Genomic DNA, 4257 nt, shown 5'->3' with positions numbered 1-4257 from the left:
CGCCCGCCCCGCCGGCCGAAGGCGCACCCGACAATGGCCAGCAGACGGCCGGCGGCCCGCAACTGGCGGCCCCGCCCATCACCTCGGACCTCGGCGGCGCCATTCCCTTCGCCGGCCGCATCCTGCCCCTGCCCGCCGGCACCTGGCACCCGGTGCTGACGACGCAGAGCGGCCCGCATGGCGAACTGCTCAGCAACGTGCTGGTGCGTGCGGAAGGCGGCGTCGTGACCGGCGTGATCATCGCCCGCGCCAGCACGCAGTCCCTACCGACCTCGACCGTCGATGCCATGAATAACGGCTGCCACGACGACCGGAACTACCTCTCGAAGATCGTCCCGTCGGATGCCAAGGTGATGGAATGCTGGTTCACCAGCCACGTCCAGATCGAGGGCCAGCCGCTGAGCGACAGCGTGGATATCCAGACCGCGTTCAATCGCCTGCACGTCCTGGGCTTCCCGATCCCGTACGTGATGCTGGTCGCCACCTGGAACTACGCCGAGGCCGCCGCCGATCGCGGCGCGAATATCGAGAACGTGACCATCCTGCTCAGCCCGGCCCGCAAGGGCACCATGACCCTGCCCGCCCCGCCGGAACAGTGGCTGAAACAGGAACTGCCCCAGCACCCAGGCGCCGAGCACTTCGTAAATGCCGCCAACAACTGGATGGAAGGCTGGACGACCATGCTGCGGCGCGGCTTCCACGGCGACCTCACCAACGGCAGCCCGGATCTGGTGCGCGCCAGCCGCGACCCCGCATCGGTCCTGCCGGGGGAATAAACGCGCCGTTCAGGAGCCTCAGAGCCTGCCCGCTCCAAGGCTCCTGAACGAATAAAAGTCTTTTTGCTTCTTTTTCTTCAGAAAAAGAAGATGCTCCCCTACCGAAGCACGTCCGAAATATCGATCAGGAAATCCAGCACCGTGCGCGTCCGCAGCGGCAGGGTGCGCGGCCCGGTATGCACGGCATAGAACGGCATTTCCGGCACCGTCCATTCCGGAAACAGGCGGATCAGCCGGTCGGCGGCGATATCTTCCCGCACCTGAAAGGCCGGCAGCAGACCGATCCCCAGCCCCGCGAGCGTGGCCCGATGCACCGCCTCGCTGCTGTTGGCGCGGAAGGGGCCGCTGGCGGCCACCACGCTTTCCTCGCCATTGCCTTCGAAATGCCAGTCATGGCGCGTGCCGCCATAGGTATAGGCAATGCAGGGATGGTTCAGCAGGTCGCGCGGATGAACGGGCGTGCCACGCCGGGCCAGATAATCGCCACTGGCCACCGCAATGCGTTTGACGGTGCCCAGGCGCCGGGCGATCAGCGACCCTTCCGCGATCTCGCCCACGCGCACGGCCAGATCCAGCCCTTCCTCGACCAGGTCGCCGAACCCGTCACGCATGATCAGTTCCACCGCCAGATCGGGATGCTTGTCCAGCAACTCGCCCATCCGCGCCGTCATGTACAGACCGAACGCCGTGGTCACCCCCAGCCGCACCAGCCCGGAGACCGATGCCCGGCGACGCCCCAGCGCCGTCTCGGCGGTTTCCAGGATTTCCAGCACTTCATAGGCATGGGGCAGCAGGCTGCGCCCATCCTCGGTCATCATCAGGCTGCGCGTGGTCCGCGCGAACAGGGTGGCGCCATAATGCGCTTCCAGCAGCGCGATATGGCGCGAAATTGTTGGCTGACTGGCGCCGGTTTCCCGCGAAACAGCGGAAAACGAGCCGGTAGCAGCGACGCGAACAAAACTGTGCAGAGCGGATAGCAGATCCATGACCACATGATTTTCGGATTGTCTTCGACTGGTTTTCTTTAAACTTCCAGCCATTTATGCACAACGTGACATAAAACACCGCCGACATGTGCCAGACGCATCAAGTCGCCGCGATCAGATATGCCCCCGCCGCTGGCGCCCGGTATGAAACCGCGCCTCGGCCATGCGGGCCAGCCGCACGAACGGCAGGCCCAGCAGCAGATACGCCACGCCGATCAGCAGGCCGGTGCCGAAATAATCGTAATAGGTCGAAGACAGCCGCACATAGGTCTGGCTCAGTTCGGTCAGCGTGATCACGCTGACCAGCGAGGAGTCCTTGAGCAGCGAAATGAAATCGTTGGTCATCACCGGAATGACCATCCGCACCGCCTGCGGCACCACGACGAAGCGCAGCGCCTGGAAATGCGTCATGTTCAGCGCGATGGCGGCCTCGATCTGCCCGCGCGCCACCGATTGCAGCCCGGCGCGGTAATTCTCGGCCTCATACGCCGCATAATTCATCCCCAGCGCCAGCACGCCGGCCACGAAGGGCGACAGGCGCAGGCCGATCCCCGGCAGGGCATAGAAGATGAACAGGATCTGGATCAGCAGCGGCGTCCCGCGCACGATCTCCACATACAGCGTCGCCAGCGCCCCCAGCCAGCGCGGGCCGTAACGGCGCATCAGCGCCAGGGCCAACCCCAGCCCCACCGCCAGCACCATGGCGCAGGCCGACACCGCGAAGGTCAGCACCGCACCATGCAGCAGCAGCGGCAGAAAGCTGACATAGCGGTCGAACCGCGCCCGCCAGCCCGTCGCGGGCGCGGTGGCGGCCCGGTAATGGTCCCAGGCATCGGGCGCGATATCGGGGGTCGTGGCATCGCCGGTCAGGGCGGCCATCGCGGGCGTCCATAATTTCCAGCGCGCCAGGATCCGGTGCAGTTCGCCGTCCCGCATCATGCCGTCCAGCGCCGCGTTCACCTGGTCGCGCAGCGCGGTATTGCCCTGGGCGAAGGCCACGCCATAGGCCACCTGCCCGATCGGCTCGCCCACCAGCTTCAGGTCCGGGTCCGGCGAACCGTAATAGAGCGCGATGGTGCCATCCAGCAGCACCGCATCCAGCCGCCCGTTCTTCAGGTCGGTATAGGCGTTGGTCTCTTCCTCGTACGCGCGGATGCGGATCGACGGGTCGGCCTGCAACATGCGCTCGGCCGTGGTGTCCTTCAGCGTGCCCACCACATGCCCGTGCAACGCCGCCAGCGTGTCCAGCCCCTGCTGGTCACGGCGCACGGTGATGCGCTCGGTCGTCATGTAATAGGGGCGGCTGAACAGCACCCCCTGCTCATGTTCGGGCGTGATCTCGATTCCGTCGATCACCATGTCGTACAGCCCGCGTTGCAGGCCGGGGATCAACCCATCCCAATCGTTCTGCACAAACAGGGCCGGCCGGCCGAGCCGGCGGGCGATCGCCTGAGCGATCTCGTATTCGTATCCGGTCAGACGCGACTGGTCGGCCGGATCGTGAAAGACGAACGGCACATTGGCTTCGGCATCCGACGCCCAGCGCAAGGGCGCGGCATGGCCGGCGACGGAGCAAACCATCGCCACCAGCGCCAGCAGCAGGCCCACCACGCCCTTCACAGCACGGACCTCAGAAACTTCCGGGTCCGCGGGTCCTGCGGGTCCACGAACAGCCGGTCGGGATCATCGGCCTCGACGATCTCGCCCCCATCCATGAACACCACCCGGTCGGACGCCGCACGGGCAAAGCGCATGTCATGCGTCACCACCAGTTGGGTCATCCCCTCGTCATCCAGGGTGCGCATCACCGACAGCACCTCCTCGGCCAGTTCGGGATCGAGCGCCGAGGTCGGTTCGTCATACAGCATCACATCGGGGCGCATCGCCAGCGCCCGCGCAATGGCCGCGCGCTGCTGCTGCCCGCCCGACAGCGTGTCGGGATAGCGCGCGGCCATGGCCGACAGACCCACCTTGTCCAGCAGGGCCAGCGCCTCGGCGCGCGCGGCCTCGGCCGGCACGCGCTTCACCTGCACGGGGGCCAGCATCACATTGTCCAGCACGGTGCGATGGGGAAACAGGTTGAAGGACTGGAACACCATGCCGACATGCGCGCGCAGGCGATGGGCGGCATCCTCTTCCTGACGGGTCCAGCGTCCACCGGTGCGCGTAATCGTCACGCCGGCGATCTCCACCGTCCCGGAATCGGGAATTTCAAGAAAATTAAGGCAGCGCAGGAAAGTCGATTTCCCGCAGCCCGACGGCCCGATGATCGAGACCAGCTCGCCCCGCGCCATCTCCAGCGAGATGCCCCCCAGCACCGCATGGCCGTCAAAGACCTTGCGGATCTGATCGGCCCGCAGGACGGACCCAGCAAAAAACGCCGGCCCGGGGTTCCCCGGGCCGGCGCCCGCCTCGTCAGCCGGGAGGAAAGCCCGTTCCGGCAGCGTCAGTCATCCCGCGGCACACCTAATGCAGGAGGCCACCATGCCGGGAAT

The 4257-nt window shown here is 66.1% G+C and carries 4 protein-coding genes; 1 reads left to right on the top strand and 3 read right to left on the bottom strand.

The annotated features are described in order from the left end of the window. The coding region (locus ABF821_RS19685; protein ID WP_415531307.1) for a hypothetical protein at window positions 1-776 on the top strand (776 nt) is incomplete at its 5' end. A 98-nt stretch (window positions 777-874) separates the two neighbouring features. Here ABF821_RS19685 and ABF821_RS19680 read toward each other — a convergent pair. The 3 genes from ABF821_RS19680 to ABF821_RS19670 all read right to left on the bottom strand — a co-directional run bounded on the left by ABF821_RS19680 (window position 875) and on the right by ABF821_RS19670 (window position 4122). Then, window positions 875-1762, bottom strand: coding sequence for a LysR family transcriptional regulator (locus ABF821_RS19680; RefSeq protein WP_182974501.1), 888 nt, complete (start codon window positions 1760-1762; stop codon window positions 875-877). 114 nt (window positions 1763-1876) lie between these two features. Next, window positions 1877-3343: an ABC transporter substrate-binding protein/permease gene (locus ABF821_RS19675; protein ID WP_415531309.1), complete on the bottom strand. Its 1467-nt coding sequence runs from the start codon at window positions 3341-3343 to the stop codon at window positions 1877-1879. A 35-nt stretch (window positions 3344-3378) separates the two neighbouring features. Beyond that, a complete protein-coding gene (locus ABF821_RS19670) occupies window positions 3379-4122 on the bottom strand; it encodes an amino acid ABC transporter ATP-binding protein (RefSeq protein ID WP_415531308.1) in 744 nt (247 codons plus the stop codon). Window positions 4123-4257 lie beyond the last annotated feature (135 nt).

This window comes from Gluconacetobacter sp. (assembly GCF_047721585.1).
Lineage (GTDB): Bacteria > Pseudomonadota > Alphaproteobacteria > Acetobacterales > Acetobacteraceae > Gluconacetobacter > Gluconacetobacter dulcium.
Note: the sequence above shows the minus strand (reverse complement) of the source record. Positions and strands in the feature narration are given on the sequence as shown.

Bases quoted from the DNA above. Each gene is read 5' to 3' on its own strand.
- ABF821_RS19675 (WP_415531309.1), bottom strand. From the start codon at position 3,343: ATGGTTTGCTCCGTCGCCGGCCATGCCGCGCCCTTGCGCTGGGCGTCG.
- ABF821_RS19680 (WP_182974501.1), bottom strand. From the start codon at position 1,762: ATGGATCTGCTATCCGCTCTGCACAGTTTTGTTCGCGTCGCTGCTACC.